At 61.0% G+C, this 25,950-nt stretch carries 22 protein-coding genes and 1 pseudogene; 14 read left to right on the top strand and 9 right to left on the bottom strand.

The features are described 5' to 3' along the window. Positions 1 to 43 precede the first annotated feature (43 nt). From rng to JAB4_RS25170, 3 genes are all read left to right on the top strand, one after another. Positions 44 to 1,507 carry a ribonuclease G gene (rng, locus tag JAB4_RS25160; protein ID WP_070224392.1) on the top strand — a complete coding sequence of 488 codons (1,464 nt, stop codon included), beginning with the start codon at positions 44 to 46 and terminating at the stop codon, positions 1,505 to 1,507. Between the two features lie 2 nt (positions 1,508 to 1,509). Then, positions 1,510 to 2,292, top strand: coding sequence for an AraC family transcriptional regulator (locus JAB4_RS25165; protein WP_070224391.1), 783 nt, complete (start codon positions 1,510 to 1,512; stop codon positions 2,290 to 2,292). Positions 2,293 to 2,371: 79 nt separating this feature from the next. Then, complete coding sequence (locus tag JAB4_RS25170) at positions 2,372 to 3,001, top strand: LysE family transporter (RefSeq protein WP_070224390.1); 630 nt, start codon at positions 2,372 to 2,374, stop codon at positions 2,999 to 3,001. A gap of 4 nt (positions 3,002 to 3,005) precedes the next feature. Here the strand turns inward: JAB4_RS25170 and JAB4_RS25175 are convergent, their stop codons facing one another. The 3 genes from JAB4_RS25175 to JAB4_RS25185 form a co-directional block, all read right to left on the bottom strand. Further along, positions 3,006 to 3,545, bottom strand: a complete 540-nt coding sequence (locus JAB4_RS25175; RefSeq protein WP_227742033.1) for a hypothetical protein — start codon at positions 3,543 to 3,545, stop codon at positions 3,006 to 3,008. 66 nt (positions 3,546 to 3,611) lie between these two features. Then, positions 3,612 to 4,091, bottom strand: coding sequence for a hypothetical protein (locus JAB4_RS25180; protein WP_070224388.1), 480 nt, complete (start codon positions 4,089 to 4,091; stop codon positions 3,612 to 3,614). A gap of 114 nt (positions 4,092 to 4,205) precedes the next feature. Beyond that, positions 4,206 to 5,231, bottom strand: a complete 1,026-nt coding sequence (locus JAB4_RS25185) for a LacI family DNA-binding transcriptional regulator (RefSeq protein ID WP_070224387.1) — start codon at positions 5,229 to 5,231, stop codon at positions 4,206 to 4,208. Positions 5,232 to 5,437: 206 nt separating this feature from the next. On the opposite strand from JAB4_RS25185, the pseudogene JAB4_RS25190 reads away from it, so the two are divergent. The 4 genes and pseudogenes from JAB4_RS25190 to JAB4_RS25205 form a co-directional block, all read left to right on the top strand. Continuing rightward, positions 5,438 to 6,676: pseudogene (locus tag JAB4_RS25190) on the top strand (malic enzyme-like NAD(P)-binding protein); the annotation flags it as partial. A gap of 254 nt (positions 6,677 to 6,930) precedes the next feature. Continuing rightward, a complete protein-coding gene (locus tag JAB4_RS25195) occupies positions 6,931 to 8,142 on the top strand; it encodes an O-antigen ligase family protein (RefSeq protein WP_070224385.1) in 1,212 nt (403 codons plus the stop codon). Positions 8,143 to 8,193: 51 nt separating this feature from the next. Next, positions 8,194 to 9,927 (top strand): lipid A export permease/ATP-binding protein MsbA, encoded by a 1,734-nt coding sequence (msbA, locus tag JAB4_RS25200; protein WP_070224384.1) that lies wholly within the window; start codon positions 8,194 to 8,196, stop codon positions 9,925 to 9,927. Positions 9,928 to 9,985: 58 nt separating this feature from the next. Then, a complete protein-coding gene (locus tag JAB4_RS25205; protein WP_070224383.1) occupies positions 9,986 to 11,086 on the top strand; it encodes a glycosyltransferase family 9 protein in 1,101 nt (366 codons plus the stop codon). 15 nt (positions 11,087 to 11,101) lie between these two features. Here JAB4_RS25205 and JAB4_RS25210 read toward each other — a convergent pair whose 3' ends face one another. The 4 genes from JAB4_RS25210 to JAB4_RS25225 form a co-directional block, all read right to left on the bottom strand. After that, positions 11,102 to 11,713 (bottom strand): response regulator, encoded by a 612-nt coding sequence (locus tag JAB4_RS25210; protein WP_070224407.1) that lies wholly within the window; start codon positions 11,711 to 11,713, stop codon positions 11,102 to 11,104. Beyond that, positions 11,700 to 13,295 carry an ATP-binding protein gene (locus JAB4_RS25215; RefSeq protein WP_070224382.1) on the bottom strand — a complete coding sequence of 532 codons (1,596 nt, stop codon included), beginning with the start codon at positions 13,293 to 13,295 and terminating at the stop codon, positions 11,700 to 11,702. The genes JAB4_RS25210 and JAB4_RS25215 overlap by 14 nt, the downstream gene beginning before the upstream one ends. 119 nt (positions 13,296 to 13,414) lie before the next feature. Further along, positions 13,415 to 14,803 (bottom strand): ATP-binding protein, encoded by a 1,389-nt coding sequence (locus JAB4_RS25220; RefSeq protein ID WP_083287035.1) that lies wholly within the window; start codon positions 14,801 to 14,803, stop codon positions 13,415 to 13,417. Then, positions 14,800 to 15,486, bottom strand: coding sequence for a response regulator (locus JAB4_RS25225; protein WP_070224380.1), 687 nt, complete (start codon positions 15,484 to 15,486; stop codon positions 14,800 to 14,802). Before JAB4_RS25225 ends, JAB4_RS25220 begins: the two co-directional genes overlap by 4 nt. Positions 15,487 to 15,642: 156 nt before the next feature. Between JAB4_RS25225 and JAB4_RS25230 the strand changes: the two genes are divergently transcribed. The 4 genes from JAB4_RS25230 (at position 15,643) to JAB4_RS25245 (ending at position 18,501) form a co-directional block, all read left to right on the top strand. Continuing rightward, positions 15,643 to 16,464: a MipA/OmpV family protein gene (locus JAB4_RS25230; protein WP_070224379.1), complete on the top strand. Its 822-nt coding sequence runs from the start codon at positions 15,643 to 15,645 to the stop codon at positions 16,462 to 16,464. Positions 16,465 to 16,567: 103 nt separating this feature from the next. Further along, positions 16,568 to 17,107 carry a universal stress protein gene (locus JAB4_RS25235; RefSeq protein ID WP_070224378.1) on the top strand — a complete coding sequence of 180 codons (540 nt, stop codon included), beginning with the start codon at positions 16,568 to 16,570 and terminating at the stop codon, positions 17,105 to 17,107. A gap of 46 nt (positions 17,108 to 17,153) precedes the next feature. Next, entirely contained in the window at positions 17,154 to 18,152 is a 999-nt protein-coding gene (locus JAB4_RS25240; protein ID WP_175444718.1) for a VirK/YbjX family protein, read from the top strand. A gap of 118 nt (positions 18,153 to 18,270) precedes the next feature. Then, a complete protein-coding gene (locus tag JAB4_RS25245; RefSeq protein ID WP_070224376.1) occupies positions 18,271 to 18,501 on the top strand; it encodes a DUF6139 family protein in 231 nt (76 codons plus the stop codon). 65 nt (positions 18,502 to 18,566) lie between these two features. Here JAB4_RS25245 and dnaE read toward each other — a convergent pair whose 3' ends face one another. Next, entirely contained in the window at positions 18,567 to 22,067 is a 3,501-nt protein-coding gene (dnaE, locus tag JAB4_RS25250) for a DNA polymerase III subunit alpha (protein WP_227742034.1), read from the bottom strand. A 176-nt stretch (positions 22,068 to 22,243) separates the two neighbouring features. On the opposite strand from dnaE, the gene JAB4_RS25255 reads away from it, so the two are divergent. The 3 genes from JAB4_RS25255 (at position 22,244) to JAB4_RS30985 (ending at position 24,433) form a co-directional block, all read left to right on the top strand. Beyond that, a complete protein-coding gene (locus JAB4_RS25255; protein WP_070224374.1) occupies positions 22,244 to 23,140 on the top strand; it encodes a sulfurtransferase in 897 nt (298 codons plus the stop codon). A 659-nt stretch (positions 23,141 to 23,799) separates the two neighbouring features. After that, the gene (locus JAB4_RS30980; RefSeq protein WP_071650280.1) at positions 23,800 to 24,123 is read left to right on the top strand and encodes an AMP-binding protein; all 324 of its coding nucleotides are present in this window, start codon (positions 23,800 to 23,802) and stop codon (positions 24,121 to 24,123) included. Beyond that, positions 24,077 to 24,433 carry an AMP-binding protein gene (locus tag JAB4_RS30985; RefSeq protein WP_071650279.1) on the top strand — a complete coding sequence of 119 codons (357 nt, stop codon included), beginning with the start codon at positions 24,077 to 24,079 and terminating at the stop codon, positions 24,431 to 24,433. The genes JAB4_RS30980 and JAB4_RS30985 overlap by 47 nt, the downstream gene beginning before the upstream one ends. A 352-nt stretch (positions 24,434 to 24,785) precedes the next feature. Here JAB4_RS30985 and JAB4_RS25270 read toward each other — a convergent pair whose 3' ends face one another. After that, positions 24,786 to 25,943: an acyltransferase gene (locus JAB4_RS25270; protein WP_070308414.1), complete on the bottom strand. Its 1,158-nt coding sequence runs from the start codon at positions 25,941 to 25,943 to the stop codon at positions 24,786 to 24,788. Positions 25,944 to 25,950: the final 7 nt, after the last annotated feature.

The following is a 25,950-nucleotide window of genomic DNA, read 5'->3' on the forward strand; positions in this document are numbered from 1 at the left end:
TCCCGGGTATGATGTCATTCGTTGCCTCCACTCCCGCGCCCCCATGAACGAAGACATCCTGATCAATATCACGCCGCAAGAAACGCGCGTCGCCCTCATCCTGCAGGGCGCCGTGCAGGAATTGCACATCGAGCGCACGCTCACGCGCGGCCTGGCCGGCAATGTGTACTCCGGCAAAGTGGTGCGGGTGTTGCCGGGCATGCAGTCGGCCTTCATCGACATCGGCCTGGAACGCGCCGCCTTCCTGCACGTGGCCGACATCTGGGAAGCGCGCGGCCACGACGGCCAGAACGCGACGCCGGCGCCGATCGAAAAAATCCTGTTTGACGGCCAGGTGCTGACGGTGCAGGTGATCAAGGACCCGATCGGCACGAAAGGCGCGCGCCTGTCGACGCAGATTTCCATCGCCGGGCGCATGCTGGTCTATCTGCCGCAAGACAAGCACATCGGCATCTCGCAGAAAATCGAAAAGGAAGCGGAGCGCGAACAGCTGCGCGTGCGCCTGCAAAGCCTGCTGCCGCCCGATGAAAAAGGCGGCTACATCGTGCGCACCATGGCCGAAGACGCGTCCGACGCGGACCTGAAGGCGGACGTCGACTACCTGAGAAAAACCTGGAGCACGATCACGCACGGCGCGCGCACGCGTCCCGCCACCAGCCTGCTGCACCAGGACTTGAGCCTGGCGCAGCGCGTGCTGCGCGACTTCGTCGGCGATGAAACGGCCACCATCCAGGTCGATTCGCGCGAAAACTATGTAAAACTGCGCGAATTCGCGGAAATCTACACGCCCAGCGAACTGACGCGCCTGCAGCACTACACGGGCGAGCGCCCCCTGTTCGACCTGTACGGCGTGGAAGAAGAGATCTTGCGCGCGCTGGGCCGCCGCGTGGATTTGAAGTCCGGCGGCTACCTGATCGTCGACCAGACGGAAGCGATGACCACCATCGACGTCAACACGGGCGGTTTTGTCGGCGGGCGCAATTTCGCCGACACGATCTTCAAGACCAACCTGGAAGCGGCGCACGCCATCGCGCGCCAGCTGCGCCTGCGCAACCTGGGCGGCATCATCATCCTCGACTTCATCGACATGGACAACGCCGAGCACCGCAGCGCCGTGCTGGCCGAACTGAAACGCACCTTGTCGCGCGACCGCACCAAGGTGTCGGTGAGCAACTTCTCGCCGTTGGGCCTGGTGGAAATGACGCGCAAGCGCACGCGCGAATCGCTGGCCCACATCCTGTGCGAACCGTGCCCCGCCTGCGCCGGCAAGGGACAAGTGAAGACTTCGCGCACGATCTGCTATGAAATCCTGCGCGAACTGCTGCGCGAGGCAAAACAGTTCAACCCGCGCGAATTCCGCATTCTCGCCTCGCAGGAAGTGGTCGATCTGTTTTTGGAAGAGGAATCGCAGCACCTGGCCATGCTGGGCGACTTCATCGGCAAGAAAATCTCGCTGCAGGTGGAGAACGCCTACCACCAGGAGCAGTACGACGTGATTCTGATGTAGCCATGCCCGGCACCACCGCCTTCTGGCGCGACCCGGCGCTGCCCCACGTGGAGAGCCGGCGCGCCTGCAACAGCCGCGCGTGCTACAAGCCGCACAGCCATCCCACGTTTTCCATCGGCGCAGTCGATTCGGGCGGCAGCATCTTTACGGGCAGCAAAGAGGGCAAGGTGGCTCTTGGCAATGGCAGCCTGGTGCTGGTGCCGGCCGGCTGCGTGCACGCCTGCAATCCCCTGCCTGACGCCGTCTGGAGCTACCAGATGCTGCATCTCGATGCGCAGTGGCTGCAAATCCACGTGCCGCGGCTGGATGCAAGCAGCGCCAGCGTACTGCACGAACCTGTCCTGTATGCGCAGTTCTGTGCCATGAATGCGCTGCTGTTCTCGCCCGCAGCCGCGGCCGCCAAGCAAGAGGCCCTGCTGGCCTTGCTACACGCCTGTGCCGATGCCGGCGGGGCAATCCCCCTCCCCTCGCACGCTGCCCGCATCCCGATGCAACTACGCCCGGTAGTGCAGCAGCTGCAGTCTCAACCGCTGGCCAGCCTGGCGCAACTGGCCGAACTGGCCGGCATGAGCCGCTACCAGCTGATCCGCGCCTTCCGTGCCGCCACCGGCATGACGCCGCATGCGTACCAGCTGAATCTGGGCGTCAACCGCGCGCGCAGCGACTTGCAGGCGGGCAACGCCCTGGCCGACATCGCCTGCGCGCTGGGGTTTGCCGACCAGAGCCACCTGCAGCGCGTCTTCAAGGCGCATGCCGGCATCACGCCGGGACGCTATCGCGGCTGAAGTGCCTGCAATTTTCTTCAATACAGACCGGAGCGCCCCCCCGCATACTCGCGCATCGCCATTGCCGGAGTCGCGTTTCATGCAGGATTTTCTCCTTATCGCCGCCGCCCACTTCCTCGCGCTGCTGTCGCCGGGGCCCGATTTTTTCCTCGTCGCCCGCAGCGCGCTGGCGCACGGCTGGCGCGGCGCCATGCCAGCGTGCATCGGCATCGCACTGGCCAATGGCGTGTTCATCGTGGCGGCGTTTGGCGGCGTCGCCGTGCTGCATCCGGGCAGTCCCCTGTTTATCGCCGTGCAATTGGCGGGCTGCGCTTATCTGCTGTACCTGGGCGGCCTATTCCTGCGCCATGCGGGCACCACGACGCTGACGGCAGCGCCGGCCGCCACGCCCGGCAAGGCGCACTGGCGCAACGGCCTGGGCATGGGTTTCCTGTCTGCCATCCTGAATCCGAAGAATGCGCTGTTCTACGTGAGTCTAGCGTCCGTCGTCGCCAGCCGGCAAACGGGCAGCGGCTCGGTCGTGCTGTATGGCGTGTGGATGGTGTGTGCGGTGCTGGCGTGGGACATGGCGGTGGCGCTGGCCATCGGCAATGGCGCGCTGCGGCAGCGCTTCGCGCGCGCCCTGCCGAGCCTGGAGCGGCTATCGGGCGCCGTGCTGATCGTGCTGGCGGTGCTGCTGCTGGTAAATGTCGCCAGCAGCAGTGTCTGACGGATCAGGCCGGCAGCGGATCCAGGTAAAACACGGCATACACTTTCAGCGGCGTGGTTTCCGTCGCTTTTTCCGAACGCACGACGGAGCAGTCGTCGGCGGCCAGACTGCGCCAGTTCTGGATGCCGGCCTTGGCGAACATCGCGTGCGCGGGGGCATTCGCGGCCAGATCCAGCACCAGGCAGGCGTTGCGCGGGCCGGCGCCGTAGTTGACGGCGCGGATCTCGATGCCGAAGGTTGTCATCCACGGTTCCCACAAGCCCTTTTCCTTGCCGGCCGCCATGCGGTCGAGCATGTCGCCAAAGCTCAAGCCTTTCTTGACGGTGCTGCGCAAGGCGGCCAGCGACGGCGCCAGGCGGGGATCGGGCTGCTTGTTGCCGGCGCGGATCTCGGCGATCGCCTTCAATTCCTTGATGATGGCTGCGTCGCGCTCCGTGTAGTCGCGCATGCGCGCGTAAAACTCGGCGTCGAGGAAGGGATTGACGGTCAGTTTGGCGACGCCCTCTTCGCGGCGTTTCGGGGAAGGCGTGTTGGTTTTGGTCATGGCGGTAGAGGGCAAGAGAAACGATGAGGGGCGCCAGTTTAACATCATGGCGCGTCGGCGGCGGCGTTAGCGCCGCTTTAATGTTGCGCCTGGCGGGTGCGGGGCGGCCACTACGGCGCGCGCACCGGGCCGCATGAAGCCACGCCGTGGCCCGAACAGGAAGACGGCGCCGGCATACAGTCCCGCCAGGGGGAAGCGCACCTCCCTGAGCAACTGGTGGAAAATGGCGATCGACTGCGCGCGGGTGACGGGCATCTCGGCGCGCCACTGGCACAGCACGTCATGCACGAGGCTAGCATGGTAGGTGGCGGGCAAGCCCAGGTGCTGCGCGCCATCGGGCGTGCCCACATAAAACAGGCCGAGCACGCTGATACAGGGCGAACAGCCATCCCAGGCATAACCGGCGCGGATGCGGATGGCCGATTCGCGTATCGTCACCCACTCGTTTTCAAATTCAATGCCTTCGAGTAGCGGCGAGCAATAACCATAGTCACTGCCCAGTGCATAGCGCCAGGCGCTGCCGGGCATGCCGAAATTCTTCGGCATCAGCGGCCTCCCTGCTGTGCATGCTTTTCCGTCGTCTGCATGGCGTTGTCTTGATTAATATCAATATCAAGATTTAAACATACTCTGGCAAAAGAAGGGCAACAAGTGGCAGGCTCAGGCGCGCGGCGGCGCCGTCGACTCGCGCACCACCAGCTCGGGCTTCAGGCGCACGTCGATCACCGGGGAATCGGGCGAGGCGATGGTTTGCAGGATCAGCCGGGCCGCTTCCGTGCCGATGCCGTGGTGGCGGATGCGGATGGTACTCAAAGGCGGACGGATCATGTCCATGTAGGGCATGTCGTTGTGGCCCACCACGGAAATATCTTCGGGACAGCTCAAGCCCAGTTCGCGGATGGCGTCGTAGCAGCCGAGGGCCACCAGGTCGCTGCCCGTCACCACGGCCGTCGTTTGCGGCGACTGGCGCAGCAGTTCCAGCAGGGCCGCCTTGCCGCATTCGCGCGAATAGCCGCTGCTTTCAAAGACGAACGCTTGCGAGGGGTCGAGTTCGCTGGCCTGAATGGCGGCCAGGAAACCGAGACGGCGCACGTGGCCCGTGGACAGGTTTTCCGGGCCGGCAATGTGCGCGATATGGCGGTGACCGAGCGCCAGCAAGTGTTCCACGGCCAGGCGCATGCCGACCACGTCGTCGCTGACGACGCAGGAAGCGACGCCCGTTTCGTCGCTGCGGTTGACGGTCACGACGGGCACATTCTGGTCGATGCACATCTTGATGACGGGATCGTCGCGCCGTGCGGTAGCCAAAATCAGGCCATCGACCTGCTGCCCCAGCAGGCGGTTGATGACGAACAGCTGCTCTTCCTCGTCGGCGCCCACATTGGCGACGATGGCCAGGTAGCCATGCTTGCGCAAGCCCTCTTCGATGCCCAGCAAAATCGGCGGGAAAACAGCGTTGGTGATGTCGGGCAAGACTACGCCGATGATGCGCGACTTGCGCGTGACGAGGGTCGAGGCGGCGCGGTTCGGCCGGTAGCCGAGGCGGCCCGCTTCGGCCAGCACGCGCGCGGCCACCTCGGCGCTGACCATTTGCCGCGTTGCCGGGTTCATCACGCGCGACACGGTGGAAAAGTGCACGCCGCTGGCCCGCGCAACGTCGCTTAAGGTGGGGTTCTTGTTTGTCATGGGCTTCCCGGATCGCAATACTGTGATTTTATCGTAAAAATTCCCCATTTCGTCAAAAACCGAGCAAACGCTTGCATTGAAATAAAGCCGTTGCCCAAAGCGGTTTTGGTACGCTTAAGTACATTCCAGCCTTGACAGCGTGCAAACGCTTGCATACCATGGCTCGGACTTACCACTCGGGCCTGGTTGCCCCTCCCAGAATTCCTATGTCTACTTCGCACAGCAAGCATGCCGAACAGAACGGCGAAACCTTCAACCTGAAAGAAGCCGCCCTCGCCTATCACGCACAACCCCGCGCAGGCAAGATTTCCGTCACGCCCACCAAACCGCTGGGCGACGCGCGCGCCCTGACCCTGGCGTACTCGCCGGGCGTGGCCTTCGCCTGCGAAGCCATCGTGGAAGATCCGCGCACGGCCGGCACCTACACGTCGCGCAGCAACCTGGTGGCCGTGATCACCAATGGCACGGCCGTACTGGGCCTGGGCGATATCGGCCCGCTGGCCAGCAAACCGGTGATGGAAGGCAAAGCTTGCCTGTTCAAGCAGTTCGCCGATGTCGATGTGTTCGACATCGAGCTGGCCGAGAACGACCCCGACCTGTTCATCGACACTGTGGTGCGCATGGAGCCGACCTTCGGCGGCATCAACCTGGAAGACATCAAGGCGCCCGACTGCTTCTACATCGAACAGCAATTGCGCAAGCGCATGAACATTCCCGTCTTCCACGACGACCAGCACGGCACGGCCATCATCGTCGCGGCCGGCATCCTGAACGGCCTGGAGCTGGTGGGCAAGGATATCGGCAATGTGAAAGTGGCCGTCTCGGGCGCCGGCGCGGCCTCGATCGCCTGCCTGGACTTGCTCGTCTCGCTGGGCCTGAACAAGTCGCTGCTGAAAGTGTGCGACAGCCAGGGCGTGATCTACCCGGGCCGCGATGCCAGCATGGAAGAGAACAAGGCGCGCTACGCGAACGATACGAGCGACCGTGACCTGGCCGACGCCATGGTCGGCGCCGACATCTTCATCGGCGTCTCGAAGGGCGGCGTGGTCAGCGCACAGATGGTCGAATCGATGGCTGCCAAGCCTTTGATCTTCGCCCTGGCCAATCCGCATCCGGAAATTGCCCCGGAAAAAGTGCACGCCGTGCGCGACGACGCCATCGTGGCCACGGGCCGCTCGGATTATCCGAACCAGATCAACAATGTGCTGTGCTTCCCGTACATCTTCCGCGGCGCGCTCGACGTGGGCGCCACCACCATCAATGAAGAGATGAAGCTGGCCTGCGTGCGCGCCATTGCCGCGCTGGCCAAGGAGCCGTTGCCAGGCCACGAGAGCAGCGCCCTGACGCCGTTGCAACTGATCCCGTCACCGTTCGACGAGCGTCTGCGCAGCTGGGTCGCGCCTGCCGTATCCCAAGCGGCCATCGCCACCGGCGTTGCGACGCGCGTGCCGGCTACCGCCTGATGCGCAAGGCAAGGCCCGCCTTGCCTTGACAAAATTACAGCAAGTTACCATTGCTTACAAAAAAACCATGGTTCAAAACCATGGTTTTTTCGTTTATACCCTTGGGCTTGGCGAATTGATTTCAAAAAAGCAATTTTTACGTCGGCGTTTTTGCATGAACCTTCGATTACAATGACGCCTACTTTATGTTGCTACAGTTGCCATAATGGCGACGACGTGCGTTACCAAGGATATTCATGCTCGGCTTGACCTCTGTTTGTGTTTTTCTCTTTTCGGCATTGGCGTTGCCTGTCACCAGCGGATATTCCCTTGGCGCGCTGGTTCTTCTGCTGGCCAGCAGCTGGTTGCTATGGAAACGTCCCCGCCTGAACCTGCAACGCCAGGATTATCTAATGCTGGGCACGCTGTTGCTGTATTTCTGTATTTTCACGGCCAACATGCTGTACCACGCAGATCCTGCCCGCGAACTCGACATTCCATTGCGGGCACTGCTGGCCATACCCGTCCTGTTGTTGCTCATTGCGTATCCGCCACGGCCGGAGGCTTGGTGGGCAGGCTTAGCCGTCGGCGCCATTGCTGGCACAGCATTGGCGATGTGGCAATTTTTTATTCAGGATATGCCGCGCCCTCTCGCAGCAACCAGTAACGCGATTCACTATGGCAATATCAGCATCTTGCTGGGTATGTTGGCCATGTGCGGGCTCGACTGGGCCAGCATGCAAGCTCACCGCTGGTTATGGAGAGCCGTCATGCTATTGGGCTGCTTGGCAGGCATCGTCGGCTCCATCATCAGCGGCAGTCGCGGCGGCTGGATCGCCTTGCCCGTCTGCCTGATTTTCTTCGTCGTACATCACAGCAAAAAGCATGGCAAACGCTATCTGATGATGGGACTGTTGGCCCTGGCGGGCCTGTCCATCGTGGCCTACGTTTTGCCCCACTCGACGGTAAAAGAGCGCATTACTCTTGGCATTTCCAACATTCACACATTTGAGGACCGCGGGGAAGTTGATACCTCCATCGGGCAACGTCTCGAAATGTGGCGCACCGCGATCGATATGTCCCAGCAACGCCCCTGGACAGGCTTGGGTCGCAACGGTTACATGGAACAAAAATCGATGTTGGTGGCGGAAGGTAAGGCAAACATTTCCATACGCAGGCATACCAATGCCCATAACGACTACCTCGATACGATGGTCAAACGCGGCATTATCGGTGTCTTGGCCTTGTTGGCGCTCTTCCTTGTACCGTTGGCACTGTTTGCACGCTCCCTGCGCCAGAGTTCCCCCGCTGCCCAGCCCTATGCACTGGCCGGCGTGGTGCTATGCACTTGCTACCTGATTTTTGGCCTTACGACGAGCTCGCTCACCCTGAATATCGGCATCATCATGCTGGTCTTCCCGATGGTGATATTGTGGGCCCTGTTGCGCCAGCAAGAGCGCACCGCTTGAGCTCGTTTTTCGCCTGACCGTTTTTGCTGTCCCCTGCAAGGAATCATACCGATGCTCACGCCCGACCTGAAGCGCCTTACCGCGCTGCACGCGCCCTATAAGAAACACCTGGCCCTGGCCCTGCTGGCGATGGTCGTCACGGCGGGCACGGAACCGCTGCTGCCGTATGCGCTCAAGCTGCTGCTCGACAATGGTTTTGGCGGCAAAGTGCGTTTTTCCTTCTGGCTGGTGCCGCTGATCGTCATCGGCATCTTTGCCATCCGCGGCGCGTCGACGTTTGCCAGCAGCTACCTGATGAGCTATGTCTCCACGCGCATCCTCAACGAATTGCGGCGCCGGATGTTTGCCAGCATGCTGAACTTGCCCATCGACTTCTACAACACGCACACGGTGGGCAAGGTCATCAACTCCATCATGTTCGAGGTGCAGCAGATCATCGAGATGGTAACCAAGGTGTTTACCTCGATCGTGCGCTCCTCGCTGACCGTGCTGGGCTTGCTGGCATGGCTGCTGTACCTGAACTGGGCACTGACCCTGGTGACCCTGGTGCTGCTGCCCGTGCTGACCATCGTCGTGCGCACCACGGGCAAGCGCCTGAAAAAACTCAACCGCGACTCGCTGGCCGTCAATGCCGAGCTGACCCAGGTCATCGAAGAAACCACGCGCGCGCAGCAAGTGATCAAGATCTTCGGCGGCCAGGCCTACGAAAAAGCGCGCTTCGAAGAGCGCGCCGAACAATTGCGCCGCTACAGCATGCGCATGACCACGACCTTTTCCGCCACCGTGCCCATCACGCAGGTGATCACGGCCGCCGCCGTGGCCCTGGTCATCGTGATGGCCCTGTTCCAGTCGGAGCAGGGGCAGATCACGGTCGGCGGCTTTGTATCCTTCATCACGGCCATGCTGATGCTGCTGACGCCGTTGAAGCAACTGGCCGAAGTCAACGGTCCCCTGCAACGCGGCATGGCCGCCGCCGAAGAAGTCTTTTTGCTGATCGACAAGATACCGGAACGCACGGGCGGCAAGCCGCTGGCCGGCCGCAGCAAAGGCCGCATCGAGTTCAAAGACGTGAGCTTTGCCTACCCCGGACATCCGGAACCGGCCCTGCGACACATCGACCTGAACATCGCGCCGGGACAAACGGTCGCCTTTGTCGGCATGTCCGGCGGCGGCAAATCGACCCTGGTCAGCCTGCTGCCCGGCTTTTACTCGGTCAGCAGCGGTGAAATCTTGCTCGATGGACAGAATATCGATGCCATCGCCTTGACCAGCCTGCGCAGCCAGATCGCCATGGTCAGCCAGCAGGTGGTGCTGTTCGACGATACCCTGGCCGCCAATATCGCGTATGGCGATGCGGCCCCGGACCGGCAGCGCATTGAGGCGGCCGCCGCGGCAGCCTTCCTGTCGGACGTCATCGACGGCTTGCCCGACGGCCTGGAAACGCGCCTGGGCGACAATGGCTCGCGCCTGTCCGGCGGCCAGCGCCAGCGCGTGGCCATTGCCCGCGCGATCTACAAGGATGCGCCCATCCTGATTCTCGATGAAGCCACCTCGGCACTGGATACGGAGGCGGAACGGGCCGTGCAAGCGGCACTGGAACACCTAATGCAAGGAAAAACCACCTTAGTTATTGCTCATCGCCTATCAACAATTGAACGGGCGGACCGTATCGTGGTATTGTCACATGGGAAAATAATGGAAACCGGCAGTCACCAGCAATTATTGGACGCCAACGGCGCCTATGCCAATCTGCACCGCCTGCAATTTTCCCAGCAAGTGGCATGACACCATCCCACCCAGTGGTATGACACCATCGAATGAATACCTGAAATCGTACTGATACATGACGCCCTTGATTCCCGCCGAACTGCTACAAAAGTCGGACAAAATTCTGTTCATCGCCCATCTGGCGCTGGGAGACTTCACCTACCTGCAAAACGGCTTCCGCGCCTTTGCCGCGGCCTACCCGCATATCCAGATCCACCTGTGGGTCGATGAAGTCCGACGCACGTCCGACGCCAAACAATGGGAAAGCTTGCGCACCTATTCGCTGTATGACTGGGTGGAACAGTCGGGCCTGTTTTCCAAGGTGTACCGCAAGACTTACAGCCCCGCGCTGTACGAAGAGTCGCTGCGCGAAGCCAAGGCGGAGCACTATCCTGTCGTCGTGTCGCTGGCCCACGTACGGCCACAGCAATATGCGGACCTTGCCCGCGCGATCAGCCCGCACGGGCTGGTGATCGGCACGCGCAAGCCGTTCAGCCCCTTGCGCCCCTGGCATTACCTGGCCTACCGCAAGATCGATGCCGTGCTGGCCTCGTATGCGGGACAGGATGCCGGAGAACACCATATCAGCAGCGTGTATGCGGACTGGTTCCATCAATTGACGGGACTCGACATTCCCGTGGCCGAACGCTATCCCTTCGTGCACATTCCCGAGCACGCATTGCAGCAAGCGCAGGAGCAGCTGGCCGCCTGGGGCTTTGCTCCGCGCCAGGGTCCGCTCGTGCTATTGAACCCGTTTGCCAAGTCGCACAAGCGCGGCTGGCCCCTGGAGCGCATTGCCGAGCTGATCACGCGCATGCAAGCGATGCCGAAATGGCAGCATGCCTGCTTCCTGATCAATGCCATGCCGCAGGAACTGGCCAAGGTGGATGCCGTCGTGCAGGCGCACAACTTGCCGCGCACGCAGGCATTCAGTGCCGTCGACAACTTTTTCCAACTGCCGGCCATGCTGGCGCAATGCGACCTGATTATTTCGGTGGAAACATCGATCATGCATCTGGCAAACGCCGTGCATGTGCCCGTAGTGGCATTGATGCGCAAGAAGAATCCTGAATGGGCCCCCTTCGACAGCGCCAACAGCACCGTCATCACGGTGGCGCGGCGCAGCGACTGGGTCAAGGCAATTTCAAGCGATCAGGTATTGAAGGCGATCGCCTAGAGAACTCTTCCTCGGCTAGCCGGTGCCCAGCATGCTGATGCGCACCAGGTCGGCCACATTATCGACGCCCAGCTTGTCCATCAGGCGCGCCTTGTGCACTTCCACCGTGCGTACGGAAATACCGAGCGCCGGGGCGATATCGCGGTTGTGCTGGCCCGTCACCACCAACTGCATCACTTCGCGCTCGCGCGGCGTCAAGGCGCGCAGCAAGGCGAGCCCATCCACCTGGCGCTGCAACTGGCCGCGCGCATGCGCCTCGCGTGAAAATGCTTCATCGATGGCGGCCAGCAGCTTGTCGTGGTCAAATGGTTTTTCCAGGAAATCGCTGGCCTGCGCCTTGAATGCCTGGCGTGCCAGCGCCACGTCGCCGTGCCCCGTGATGATGATGATGGGCAGCATGCATTTGAGCTCCAGCAAGCGGCGCTGCAGGCTCAGGCCATCCATGCCCGACATGCGGATATCGATCAGCAGACAACCGGCCCACTCGGGCCGCCAGCTGTGCAGGAAATCCTCGCCGCAGGAAAACAGCGCCGTGCGGTAGCCGCGTATGCCCAACAGCAAACCCAGCGCATCGCGCACGGCGGGATCGTCGTCCACGATAAACACCGTCAAATTACTTGTCACCATACTCTCCCCTGGCGCCCGCACTGGCGTGCGCCAGAGGCAGGATAAAACGAAACATACCATGCTTGCCCACTTCGGCCCATAGCTGGCCGCCATGCGCTTCGACGATGCTGCGGCTAAGTACCAGCCCCAGCCCCAGGCCGCTGGCCTTGGTCGAGACGAACGGTTCGAACAGGCGCGCGGCCAGGCTGTTGGAAATGCCGGGCCCGCTGTCTTCCACGGACAGGCGCAGCCGCCCGCCCTCGAGCGGCTCGGCCGACACCGTGATGCGGCGCTGGCCGCGCGGCTGGGCCATCACCGCATCCTGTGCATTGGCCAGCAAGTTACGCAATACCAGTTCGATTTGCAGGCGGTCCGCATTGACGGCCAGCGGCGACGGCGGCGCCAGTGCCAGCTCGATGCCATGCTCATGGAACAGCGGCGCGAACTGGCGCGCCAGGCCCTCGATCAAGGCGCTCGCCTGCACCGCCTCGAGCTGCATCGCGCCGGTACGGAAAAAGTCGCGCAGGCGGCGCACCACGTCTGCGGCGCGTCCCGATTCAACGATCATGTGCCCGATGGCGCCCTGCAGCAAGGCGCCGTTCTCGCCCCGTTCCAGCAGGTATTCGCACGCCTTGCCATAGGTCGACAAGGCCGTCAGCGGCTGGTTCAGCTCGTGCGCCAGGGCGGCCGCCATTTCGCCGGCCGCCGCCAGGCGCATCGTGTGCTTCAGTTCGTCGGCCACCTGCCGCATTTCATCGACGACGATGCCGATAAAAAAGCCCACCAGCGCCAGCACGGCGTCGAGCAGTTGCAATTCATAAAACTGGATATCGACGGCATGCGTCCATTTCACCAGGGTGATGATGCATAGCTGCAATACAAACACGGCCAGCACGGCGCCATGCAAGCCCTGGCGCGAGGCGGCCCAGATGACGGGGAGAAACAAAAAATAGAAATGCTTGTATTCGGAACGCACGATGGAACCGAAGACGCTCCACAACACGAAGCAGGCCAGGGCCAGGTACGCCAGGGTTTCCCAGCGCCAGACGGCGGCATGCAGGCGCTCACGCCCCCGTTCGCTGAACAGCACCCAGATCAGCGGCATCGACACCAGCATGCCGACCGTGTCGCCGATGCCGAAACGCCAGACGGCCGTGCCCCATTCGGCGGACGGTATGCGCCCCGTGAGCGACAGCAATGAAATATAGCCGATTGCATTGAGCGCGGTGCCAAGCAGCACGATGAGAACCCAGGCGCTCAGGCGGCGCCGGTTGTCGAAGATGTCGCTGCTGCTGAAACTGCGGCGCAAGACTACGCCGATACCGCCATAGCCGAGCACCAGCCACGCCGAACAGAGCAAGGTCAGGGGCAGGCCAGCCGGCATGCCGCGCACCAGCACCTCGCCGGCCACCAGGGCGATGAACCATGGCAGCGCCGCCTTGCGGCCGTGGATCAGCCAAAATACCAGACCCAGCGCGGGGTCGGGATTCCACGGGGTGATGTTCAGCCCGTACATCGGGTCAATATACGTGGCCCAGTCAAACAGCAGGTACAGGCCGACAAAGGCGGGATACGGCAGGTAGCGGGACAGGAAGGGGCGCATAACGGTGTTTTTTAAACTGTTCCGCATTATGCATCGCAAGCGTGCGCCACGCCATGCCATCTTGCGTTATAAGCACATGAAATAATTTTCAGGCAATATCCCAAAGCCTGCCAGCGCGGTCAGGCCTCGGCCAGGGGCAAGCGCACCTCGACCAGCAAGCCCAGGCCGCCGTTACCGCTGTGCAACTGAATCGTGCCGCCATGCTGGCGTACGACGGAAGCGACGATGGACAGGCCCAGGCCGCTGCCTGGCTGCGCCTGCTGCGGCGCGCGGAAAAAGCGGTCGAACACGCGGTCATACAGTGCCGGCGCGATGCCCGGTCCCTGATCGGCCACATGCAACACGGCCTGGCCCCGCTCCGCATGCAGCGACACCGTCACGCTACTGCCGCGCGGGCTGTACTTGATGGCGTTTTCCACCAGGTTGTCGATCAGCGACACCAGGCTTTCGCGCTGTCCGGGCACGCTGAGCGAGACGCTGGCTTGCAATTCAAGCTCGATATCGCCCGCCTGGGCCAGGCCGGACAGGGCCGCCAGACGATCTTGCAGCAAGGTATCGAGCGCCTGCCGCCGCGGCAACTCGCCCGCGCCCGCCTGCACTTCACTGCGCGTCAGCTGCAGCAGCTGGCCCACCAGACGCGCGGCCCGGTTGCCGCTGTTCAAGATACCGTCCAGCAGCTCTTGCTGGCGCGCATCATGTACCTGGCCCTGCAAGGCCTCGACATTGACACGCATGGCCGCCAGCGGCGTGCGCAGCTCATGCGTGGCATCGGCGATGAAGCTGCGTTCGCGCGCAGCGCTGGCATCGACCCTCTGCAGCAGCGCATTGATATTGTCAACCAGTGCCGCCAGTTCGCCATGCGGCGGCTTGAAGGTCAGCGGACGCAAATCCTGCGGCCCGCGCGCCGCCACCTCCTGCGCCAGCTTGCGCCACGGGCGCATGGCAAGGCGGATCGACAGCCACGCCGGCACCAGCAGGAACGGCAAGCTGATCAGCAACGGCAGCAGGTAGTAACCGCGTGAATTGATGGTGATGAACAATTGCCAGGCGCCTCCCGCTTCCAGCACCGTCACGCGCGTGCCGCCCTCGGCCAGGCTGCGGCTGCGCCAGGCCTGCCCCTTGATGTACACGACTTCCATCTGTTCCGGGCCGGCGCTACGGATCCCGCTGGGCGCATCGGGCGACTTGTAGACCAGCTTGCCTTCGCGCCAGACCAGGATGCGCGGCGCCAGTTCCGGCACCTGCCCCGTTTCAAACTCCTCGCGCAGGGCTGCGTCGATGGCGCGCAAGCTTTGTTCCTGGCGCTGCGGCTGCTCGGCCAGGTTATCGGCCACGCTGATAATGGCGTGCAGGACGCCGCGGCTGACAGTGCTCGCTTCATCCGCGCCCTCGACCAGCACATACGCCACGGCCAGGCTCCACACCATGGTCAGCATCAGCATTTGCGCCATCATCAGGCGGCGTACCAGGGTAGGCTGGCGCAGCATGGCCCAGAAACGCCCCATCATGCGCCGGCACCCGATGGGGTGGATGATTCGCCCTGCTGGTCGATGACATAGCCGACGCCGCGCACGGTACGGATATAGCCTTCGCCTATCTTGCGGCGCAGGTTGCCCATATGCACGTCAAGGGTATTGCTGGCATTGGCCAGCCCGCCGGGCAGGATATGTTCTTCCAGCACGCGGCGCGTGATGACCCGGTTGGCGCGCATCAGCAAGGTCTTCAGCAAGGCATATTCACTGGCCGTAAGCTCCACGGGCCGGCCATGCACGCTGACACGGCGCGTGGGCACCTGCAGCAGCAGGCCGCGCAACTCGATGGTGTCGCCGTCGAAGCCATAGCTGCGGCGCGCCAGGGCGCGCACGCGCGACAGCAGCTCGGCCAGCACGAAGGGCTTCACCAGGTAATCGTCGGCGCCGCCATCGAGGCCCCGCAAGCGCTGTTCCAGCGTGTCGCGGGCGCTGAGGATCAGCACCGGCAAGCGGGCCGCGCGCAGCCGGGCCAGCAAATCGAGGCCATCGCCATCGGGCAAGCCCAGGTCCAGCAGCACCAGCTCGCAACTGTCGTGCTCGATGCTGCGCGCCGCATCTTCCAGGCTGCGCACCCAGACCACTTGCATGCCCTGGTCGCGCAAGGCGATCCGCACGCCGTTGCCCAGGTCCATATCATCTTCAATCAGCAATATCTTCATGGTGGGTATTAAACCACCGCAAGCTGAAGAAAGGGTAAAGAAGCGCTCTTCATGCAATCTTAATAAAAGGCTCATTTTTCCTTCATGGCAAGGACAGATACTACCGGCAGTCAATCGAGCCACTCCGGACTCGGTTCTCATCTGACGGAAAACTCCATGCACGCACCCACAACCCTGCTGACCTCGCTGGCACTTGCCAGCGGCATGATCCTCAACCCGCTGGCCGCCGCGGCGGCCGAACCGCCGGCGGAAAATGTCTTCACCATCGGCGGCGGCGTCGCCGCCGTCTCCAGCTATTCCGGCGCCGACAAGCTGTCGGCCTCGCCGCTGATCATCCTCGATTACGCCATGGCCAATGGCCTGTTCTTCAGCACGTCGCGCGGCATCGGCTATGGCGGCCAGGCAGGCGCCTTCAGCTACAGCGCAGCACTGGGCTACCGCGGCAACCGCGAAGACCACAAGCGCACGGGCGCCAACGGCTGGGGCGGCAGCGATTACCTGAAGGGCATGGGCGAAGTGAAGGGCAACGCCAGCGCCCTGCTCAGTGCCGGTTATTCGCCTTTGCCGGGCCTGTCGCTGAGCGTCACGAGCGACATTCCCCTGTCGAACCGCGAAAATGGCGCGAACGTGCATTTCGGCGCCACAGGACAGATCTACGGCCGGGCCGATGCCAAGGGCGTGCAGCAAGACAGCGTGACCATCGGCGGCCAGCTGGGCTGGGGCGAGCGCAAGTACGTGCAGACCATGTATGGCGTGACGGCCACCCAGGCCGCCAATACCTCGTTCAAGCAATACACGCCCAAGGGCGGTTTCTATGAAGCGCAAGCCACCGTCAACTGGGAACACCGCTTCGATGCACGCTGGGGCATCAATACGCTGATCGGCGTCGAGAGCCGTCTGGGCGACGCGGCCAAGAGCCCCATCGTGCAGCGCAAGACATCGCCGATCGGCGCCGTGTATGTCACTTACCGCTATTAACAACACGCGAACATAAGGGAAACCCGTACGCTGTTTCGCCAATTTACAGCGGATACGGGCATGGATAAGATGACACGGTTTTTCCACCACGGCCATCTTTTCCATGCATGCATCGCGCCTTGCCCCGCAACGCCCCCGCGCCCCGGACAGCGCCGCGAGCGCCTGCGGCAAGCCGGGCCAGGATACCTTGCTGCTGCTCTTGCCCGTCAAGCGCGCCAGCGACATCATCTATGGTGCGCGCTACGCCAGGCGCCTGCAGGAATGGGGCATCAAAGTGTGCGTCAGCCTGTTGCACGTGACACCGGCGCCGCGACGCTGCGCCGATGGCCTGCCCCGGCACAGCGCCAATGAATGCGATGCCCTTGACCTGGCCACGCAGCACATGATGCACGAGGCGGGACTCTACCTGAGCCGCTCTCATATCGATTTCAGCACCCACATTTTCGCCGGCGAGCCGCTGTTTACGATCCTCGATACGGCTGAGCTATTGGGTTGCCACGAAGTCGTCTTGCCAGCACACAAGCAAGGCGGCTGGCCGCGCCGGTTTTCAGGCGGACTGGCCGGCAAGCTGGCGCGGGGCAGCCGCGGCACCACCATCCTGCTGGCAAACCACGAGGGCGTCAGCAGCCCTGTACCCGTCTGAGCCGGAACGGCTTCGACGCTCCTCCTTTATCATGGACATGCGCACGATGATGCCAACTATTACCCTGTCTGACGGCTTGATGGCGATGCCGAGCGGCATGCGCCGCTGGCGTGAATTGCTCAAGCTGCATCTGCGCGCCCGCGTGCAACAGCGCCAAACCCGACTATGGCTGCAACTGCTGAACTCGCATCCGGTGTTTCATGATCTGGTACATGCCTATCCGCACATGATCCACAAGGTCTACCGGCCTTACCTGAGCCTGACCTTGAATTGCCACCAGCGCGTGGAATTGCTGGCCGAACACTACCATTTCATCTTGCAGCAAGGTTGGGGCAAGCTGATGGCTCAAGCGGCGCACGGGCCCGTACGCCTGGGCACAGTGGCGGGCAAGTCGGGCGCGTCCTACCACCTGCAACTGTGTTCGCTGCATCCGATGGACCGCGAAGGCGAGATGGTGCTGCAACTGATGGATGACGACGACGTCCTCTATTCGATCGCCTTTTCCTTCTTCGGCAGCCAGTTGCGCGCCACCCTGGGCATGCGCATCGGCTGCCTGCAAGGCCCGAAGGGCGAGGAAAGCGCACACCGCGTGCGCGAGGCAACGCGCGACTTGCACGGCATGCGTCCCAAGACCCTGATGGTGCGCCTGGTGCGCCAGCTGGGGTACGAACATGGCTGCCGCAAGATGCTTCTTGTCGGCAATATCAACCGCGCCGTACACCATTCCGCCAAGAAAGGCCGTTTGTTCGCCGACTACAATGCGCTATGGCAAGAACTGGGCGCGCAAGTGCGCCAGGATGGCGATTTTGAGTTAGCGTGCGAAAACCTGCCCTTGCCGGCGCTGCAAGACATTCCTTCCAAAAAACGCTCGGAAGCACGCAAGCGCCACGAATTGACGCTGGCCATGATCGCCAGCCTGCGCAGCGGCCTCGACACCCATCGCAGCCCGATGCAAGCCGCCACGGCAGGTGCTGCGGCCGCCGCCAGCGAGGCGCGGCAAGCGGCCATGCTCGATGACGACGACTACGCTTCCGTTGTCGCCTGAGCGCCGCCCCCACCTGCGGCACACGCTACAACCCGTGCACGGCGCAATCCTGTTACGCTAGCGCTATCGGTACGCATTACGGTGCGCCGGTTCCCCCAACGCTTACTAGGAGGCATTCATGCGCGTAGACATCTACCGCCGGGCCGAGCACGACGGCATTTTTTCCTACCTCGCCGTGCCGGAAGGAAAACTCATTCCGGAAGAAGTGACCAATACCGACTGGCAGCTCGAAGTACGCGCCAGCGAAGTGGCCGACGATGCCCAGATATTGCCGGACTACCATATCGAACAGCCGCACCAGCAGATCGCCGCCAAGGGCTATGCGATCACGGGCCTGAAAGACATGTAAACGTAAAAAAAGCCAAACCAGCATGTCTGCGGTTTGGCTTTGTCGTATGCCACGAACGGTGCCGGTCAGTATTCGACCGCCACCTCTTGCGCACCCAGCATTTGCTCCAGCGCCATCTGCAATTCATCCGATGGCGCCACTTTCCACTCGTCGCCAAACTGCAGCACGCAGCTGACGCCTTGCGGGCTGACCCGCGCGGCGATCGGCAAGCCCGTCTCGGCCCGGTGCGGCATGATCACGTCTCGGATGCGCTTGGCATCCAGGGTGGCCGGCAAGGTCAGGCCCAGCTGGCGGCCATATTGCACGCGCGCGGCGATGATGTCGAAAGCGCTCTCGGCCGTGATCCGCAAGCCGCCCGAAAAACGGTCTTCCGATACCTTGCCCACGACGGCCAGGAATTCGTCTTCCTTGAAGATTTTCCGGTTGGCGTCGAACAGTTCGCCATACACCGTCACTTCCACCGTGCCGCTCTTGTCATCGAGCGTGACGATGAGGATCTTGCCGCGCTGCGTCATCTGCGTGCGCAAGCCCGTGATGACGCCGGCCATCATGCGCGGCTCGCGCGACGGCGACAGTTCCGACAATTTCGTGCGCGCGAAACGGCGCGCCTCGGGCGCATACGAATCGAACAGGTGGCCGGACAGGTAAAAGCCCAGCGCGATCTTTTCTTCCGTCAGGCGCTGTTTATCTGTCCACACGGGCACCTTGACGTACTCGGGCGGCGCCACCATGTCGCTGTCGTCGCCGCCGAACAGGCTCACCTGGTTGGCCGCCTTGGCGGCCTGGTCGGCGCATTCCATGGCGAACGCCACGGAAGCGAGCAGGATGGCGCGGTCGACCTTCAGGCAGTCAAACGCGCCGCTGCGGATCAGCGACTCGATGGTGCGGCGGTTGATCTGCTTTTTATCCACGCGCTTGCAGAAATCGAACAGGCTCGTGAATGGCCCGCCCGCCTCGCGCGCGGCGATGATGGCTTCGATGGCATTCTGGCCCGAGCCCTTCACGGCGCCCAGGCCGTAACGGATCTGCGTGACTTTCTTGCCGCTGACGGACGGCGGCGCGCCGCTCGGCGTGAAGCGGTAGTCCGATTCGTTGATATCGGGCGGCAACAAGGTCAGCTTGCAGATTTCCAGCGAGTCTTCCACCAGGATCTTGATCTTGTCCGTGTCGTCCATGGCCAGCGACAAGTTGGCAGCCATGAAGGCGGCCGTGTGGTGCGCCTTCAGATACGCCGTGTGGTACGACAGCAGGGCGTAGGCGGCGGCGTGCGATTTGTTGAAACCGTAGCCGGCGAACTTTTCCATCAAATCGAAGATCTCGTCGGCCTTTTCCGCCGTCAAGCCGTCTTTCGCCGCACCGGCGCGGAAGATCTCGCGGTGCTCGGCCATCTCTTCAGCCTTCTTCTTGCCCATGGCGCGCCGCAGCATGTCGGCGCCGCCCAGCGAGTAGCCGCCGACGATCTGCGCCATCTGCATCACCTGCTCCTGATACACCATGATGCCGTAGGTTTCGGACAGAATCGATTCCGTGCGCGGATCGGGATAATCGAAACGTTCACCGTGCTTGCGCTTGCAAAAATCCGGAATCAGGTCCATCGGGCCCGGACGGTACAGCGCCACCAGCGCGATAATGTCTTCGAAACGGTCGGGACGCGCGTCTTTCAGCATGCCCTGCATGCCGCGCGACTCGAGCTGGAACACGGCCACGGTCTTGGCCTTGGTCAGCAAGTCGTACGACGGCTTGTCGTTCAGCGGCAAGGTGGCCAGGTCGAAGTTCGCCTGCGCGGGATCAAGCTGCTTGATGTAGCGCACGGCGCGGTCGAGAATGGTCAGCGTGGTCAAGCCCAAAAAGTCGAACTTCACGAGGCCGACGGCCTCCACGTCATCCTTGTCGTACTGCGACACGACGCCCGAATCGCCGCCCTGCGTGTACAGCGGACAGAAGTCCGTCAGCTTGCCCGGGGCGATCAGCACGCCCCCCGCGTGCATGCCGATATTGCGCGTGATGCCTTCGACCTGCTGCGCCAGGTCCAGCAGCTGCTTGACCTCTTCCTCGTTTTCCAGGCGCTCCTTGAGCAGCGGCTCTTCCTCGATGGCGTCGGCGATCGACACGGGTTTACCGGGCTTGAACGGAATCAGCTTAGAGATGCCGTCGCAGAAGTTGTAGCCGAAGTCCATCACGCGGCCCACGTCGCGGATTGCGCCCTTGGCCGCCATGGTACCGAAGGTGGCGATCTGCGAGACTGCTTCCTTGCCGTACAAATCCTTGACGTGCTGGATGACGCGGTCGCGCCCTTCCTGGCAAAAGTCGATATCGAAGTCGGGCATCGAAACGCGTTCGGGATTCAAAAAGCGCTCGAACAGCAGGTTGTACTGCAACGGATCGAGGTCGGTAATGAGCAGCGAATACGCCACCAGCGAACCGGCGCCCGAACCGCGGCCCGGGCCGACGGGCACGCCGTTTTCCTTGGCCCACTGGATAAACTCCGCCACGATCAGGAAGTAGCCGGGGAATTTCATGTTGCAAATCGTGTCCGTCTCGAACTTCAAGCGCGACTCGTAGCGCGGACGCTCCTTTTCGCGGCGCTCGGGATCGGGATACAGCTGGATCAAACGCTTTTCCAGGCCCGCCTGCGATTCGGCGACGAGGAACTGGTCGATCGTCATGCCCGGCGGCGTGGGGAAGTTCGGCAGTTGCGGCTTGCCCAGGGTCAAGGTCAGATTGCAGCGCTTGGCGATTTCCACGGAATTGGCCAGCGCGGCCGGGAGGTCGGCGAACAATTCCGCCATGTCGGCCTGCGACAGGAAGCGCTGGCTGTCATTGAAACGTTTCACCCGCTTGGCGTTGGCCAGCATTTCGCCTTCGGCGATACAGGTGCGGGCTTCGTGGGCAATGAATTCCTCAGGAGAAATAAATTGCACGGGATGCGTGGCGACCACGGGCAAGCCCAGCTTGGCCGCCAGGGCCACCGCATGGCGTACCTGCGCTTCCTGGTTGGCCTGGCCGCCGCGCTGGATTTCAATATAGAAATGGCCGGGGAAAATCTCGGCCCAGCGCTGCGCATTGCGTTCGGCCAGGGCCAGGTTGCCGTTCTCGATGGCGATACCGACGTCGCCGAAATGCGCGCCGGACAGCACGATCAGGCCATTGGCCGCGCTTTCGCCCGGGTACAGGTCGTAGGTATTCGTCGCCAGCGCTTGCAGCCACTCGATGCGCAGCTCGGCGCGGCCCTTGTACTGGTTCGTCAGCCAGGCCGTCGACAGCAGTTCGCACAGCTGCAGATAGCCCATGCGGTTCTTCGCCAGCAACAGCAGGCGCGACGGTTTTTCGCGGTTGTCGTCATTCGTGATCCACACGTCGACGCCGACGATGGGCTTGATGCCCTTGCCGCGCGCTTCCTTGTAGAACTTGACCATGCCAAACAGGTTCGACAGGTCGGTGACGGCCAGCGCCACTTGCTTGTCCTTCGCCGCCGCCTTGACCACGTCGTCGATGCGCACGAGGCCATCGACGATCGAGTACTCCGAGTGCACGCGCAAGTGGACGAAAGCCGGACCTGGCTGCATCGCTTGCTGTGAACCTGCCGGAGCGCCGGCCTCTTGCATTACCATTTCCATCCTGTGTACCGTTTCGTGCAAAATTCAATGGGGTCTATTCTACCGCGTCGCGCGTGCGGACCGGGTATCCTGGCTGGCCTGTCGGGCTTATAATATCGGCTGTTCAGTCTAACCCGATCGCCATCATGCAAGCCATCACCCCAGCAACATCCGCCGTTTCCGCCGCCGTCAGCCCGCCCGCCGCCACGTTTGTCAATATTGCCGCGTATAAATTCATCACGCTGGCCGATACGGAAGCCATGCGTCCCTTGTATCAGGAGCAATGCCTGGCGCTGGGCCTGAAAGGCACGATCCTGCTGACGCCCGAAGGCATCAACATGTTCCTGTCGGGCACGCGCGAGCATATCGACAGCTTCCTCGCCTGGGTGCGCAGCGATGAGCGTCTGGCGGACCTGGAATGGAAGGAAAGCTTGTCGAATGAGCAATCGCACAAGCGCATGCTGGTCAAGCTGAAAAAGGAAATCATCACCATGCGCATGCCGCTGATCAAGCCGGAACTGGGCCGCGCCCCGTCCGTCGACGCGCATACGCTCAAGCGCTGGTTAGATGCCGGCGTCGACGACGCGGGCAAACCTGTGGTCATGATGGAGACGCGCAACGCGTTTGAAGTGGACGTGGGCACGTTCAACAACACGCTCGATTACCGCATCGACAAGTTCACGGAATTTCCGGCCGTCGCCGCCGCCCACAAGGACGAACTGGAAGGCAAGACCGTCGTCACCTTCTGCACGGGCGGCATCCGCTGCGAAAAGGCCGCCATCCACATGAAGGAAATCGGCTACGACAGCGTGTACCAGCTCGACGGCGGCATTCTGAAATATTTTGAAGAAGTGGGCGGCGAGCACTACACGGGCGACTGCTTCGTGTTCGACTACCGCACGGCCCTGAACCCGAAACTGGAACCGACGGAAACCGTGCAATGTTTTGTGTGCCGCGCCGTCGTTACGCCGCGCCAGCAACTGGCGCCGGAATATGTGTATGAGGTGTCTTGCCCGCATTGCTTTGGCAAGAATAGCGCATAAACCTGCAAGAGGCAGATGCCATTTCATTTGGCTCGGTCCTCGACCACAGGGGTAACACGCTTCATTCCCGCAATGTGCAGTCCCGCTGGATAGCGTGCTGCACGACGCGGTCGTGGCGCTGATCAAGCACGCATCGCAAGGGAAACTGCGCGGCCTATCTGTAACGGCACTCATGCCAGCAGCACGTCCCCCCATTTCACACCAGTAAAGAAACGGGAACCAAGACGCAGTTGCATTGCGAATTGCACCGCCATCACTCACGATGCACGGCTGACCACCGGCGGTCGTGCCGCCTATCGGGCCTTCATCAGGAAAGCCAGCATCCGCCATCAAGGCACCAAGCTGCAGTTCGGCATTCGCGCGCAAGACCCCGATCACGTATGTCAATGCGTATAACAGCCGCCTGCACGAAATATTTGCATAGATTTCCCCTCATCGTCATGCCAGATTTGTCACTCTGCTTAGTTAGCGTTGAATACCCGGCGCCGGGCGTATTCAATCGCAGGAAGCTTTATTGAAGATAGTGCCGACAGAATTTCCACATTTGACGATGGCATTGTCCTTATTATTACCTATAATATAAAAACAATAGAATTGCATGCACCAAAGACTATGGTGGATTGCATATCGAGAAAATAACTATCAAGGTATAGGACTTCTTGCCGATCCTGAAAACTTTTCTGTTTTGCGGCGAACTGCTGGCGCATGCCACTGCCAAACGTCTCCGGGAGCGTTTCCCAAACAGTATTATCATCAATACTTATGGTCCGACAAAGGCGACCGTCGCGAGTACCTGGATCGTCGGTGATGACGCCTTGCTGGCTGAACACAATCCCTTGCCTGTTGGGTACAGCAAACCAGGCGGCTACATTTTTCTTGATACCCAGAATGGAGAACTATGCATCGCAAGCAATCATGTCATGAGGAGGGGGGTACTTGAACAACCCTCGATTGAACGCCGAAAAACTCTTCGAACATCGTGATCATCGCGCCTTCCGCAATGGCGATCTGGGCGAGATTGACGCCAGTGGTCTGGTATTTTGCCGTGGACGTATCGACGATCAAATAAAGTTTAATGGATTCCGCATAGAATTGTCCGATATCGACCATGCCCTACAGCGCCTGGATGGGATCGCAAGTGCCGCCGCCGTGGCGCTACGTCGGCCCGATGGTACGGTAGGGCGCTTGCTAGGTTTCCTTGTGAGAGACAATGGATTGCCGGACAAAGAGATACTCGATGCTTACAAAAAGAAGTTGAACCAGATGCTCCCCAGTTACATGGTGCCATCCTAACTGATCGTCACGACATCGCTTCCGGTATCGATTAATCGCAAGATAGATCGGCAAGTGCTTGCCGAAAGTTACAGAAATAAAAACCTTGTGCAGTAACGCAGGCGTTGAAATTTTCCAAATACGTCAAGTTTCCATCCCGTGCGTTTGGAATTCGGAATCAAACTCGAATGTATATTCCATCGAGCACAGGGTGAAAGCAATACTGCTGGTATCGGAAATGCTCCCGCCGCACCTACGCCAGCGGCCCACGACAAGCATGATTCCTATCACGGATGCTACAGTCATCTCCCGGTGAGGACGTGAAAAATCGCTATTCGCTTGGTAGCTCACCAAAAGATATCGCAGTTCGGAATCAGGCCTGCTTCAAGCGCAGTGTAAAACGATTGCCGATTATTTTTCTCTTTAATAAAGAACTGAGCCGGACTTCAAGAAGTTCGTAGCTTATCCAGGCAAGAGCAATTGAAGTTGCGGTAACTAGCATGGTAAAAGGGAAATCGTAGGTATATTTCTCAATCTCTGTTCCCCGGGTAAGAAAATATGCGGGAGCAATCACCAAGGGATGGACCAGATACAAAGAAAAAGATATCTTACCCAGCCATAACAATGGCGCTGGTATGGCTATCTCCTGCTCCTTGTTCAACAAGGCAAGAAATACAAATGTTAGTGCAAGAGGACCGCTCCAGAACTGAAAGCCAAAATGTCTCGGCATCCCACCAAGAATATTCCAGGTGGCGATACACATGGCAAGCATCAGCGCCATGTACAGGGCCTGTATGTTGCGTATACGCAGGCGTGAGATATAGACCAGTCCGATAACGACTCCGGCAACAAAGTCCCAAATAATCGGCGAGGTAATCAGGTTTAAATAACCTGGCCGAAAGTCATGATATGCGGTGACATCAAAAAAATGATACCAGGGATTTATCAGGAAAAGCGGAGCAATCAGCGTTACTCCTATCCAGGAAAAAAAAGCCAGCCATCGATACCTGCCAAAGAAGAGCGAACCACCCAATATGAAATAGAAATACATCTCGTAGTTCATCGTCCAGCCGACATGCAACACCGCGCCACCGAAATAGGGTGCGCCAGCCGCGTAATCCAGAGGTAAAAATAGCATCGAACGCAGAATCCCTACCGCCGTCCAGGCATGTAATTCCCAATCGGCAATCAGGCTGGCATTCATGTGTTTTCGCACAATCACTTCTGTCAGGCAAAATAAAAGCGTGATGACGAAATACGTAGGCCAAATCCTGAAAAAACGATTGATCCAGAAGCGGAAAGTATTCTCCAGGGAAGGTTCCTTGTTTTGCGTGGAAAGCACCATGACAAAACCGCTCAGCATGAAAAATAAATCCACGGCGGCAGGTCCGGACGCGAAGAACCATTGTGATGTGGCATTATTAGGTCCGACAGGTACATGCGACGTAGTATGGTAAATTGCGACAACAATAGCAGCCAGGCCGCGTAGTGCCTGGATAAATGGTATCTGGATCTGGTCCGTAGATTTCATCGTGACA

This window comes from Janthinobacterium sp. HH102 (assembly GCF_001758625.2).
In the GTDB taxonomy this organism is placed as follows: domain Bacteria; phylum Pseudomonadota; class Gammaproteobacteria; order Burkholderiales; family Burkholderiaceae_D; genus Janthinobacterium.